The sequence below is a fragment of the Flagellimonas taeanensis genome, assembly GCF_003584105.1.
Lineage (GTDB): Bacteria > Bacteroidota > Bacteroidia > Flavobacteriales > Flavobacteriaceae > Flagellimonas > Flagellimonas taeanensis.
In genome coordinates this window covers 1-495 of the sequence record NZ_QXFO01000004.1, presented here as the reverse complement: position 1 = coordinate 495, position 495 = coordinate 1, and the positions used below count along the sequence as shown (strand labels likewise).

1 protein-coding gene is annotated in these 495 nt (G+C 33.7%); it reads right to left on the bottom strand.

What is annotated here, in order from left to right:
* Positions 1-135 precede the first annotated feature (135 nt).
* Positions 136-495 (bottom strand): Rap1a family protein (locus tag D2V93_RS18575; RefSeq protein WP_182849908.1); only part of this gene is annotated, 360 nt, incomplete at its 5' end.

Sequence of the window (495 nt, the reverse complement as noted above, 5' to 3'; positions counted from 1 at the left end):
CAAAAAATAGAAGAATAATTATATCAATAACTCTCTATTATAGATTGATTGATGCGTCAAGCTATGTGCCTGCCTTAAAATACAGGCACTCCCAGAGTTAACATAATTCAGGTTTATTACGGATAGACCAAATAATCACAATATGCATTCCTTTTCCAAAACAGAAGATAACACCGAAAATGCAGGTCGATTCCATTCGTAAATAGTGTTTGGTTGATAAGTTCTTGCACCTTCAATTAATTTACCGTCTCTTCCTTTTGCTGGCTTTGAATACATTTCTTGATATTCTAACGCCTCTTTGTCAACTGCATTTAGAACTTCTTGTACTGATATATTAGGACACTTTTTTAGTGAGGTATCATAATGATGCTGCATTACGGCGTACAGATAAGCGCTACAAAACCCCCAGTCACTCTTGTTTTTAATATCCTCAGATCTTTTACATGACTGATACCATTCAGATATTTTAGGTAAATTAGAAATGTTTATTGTTTT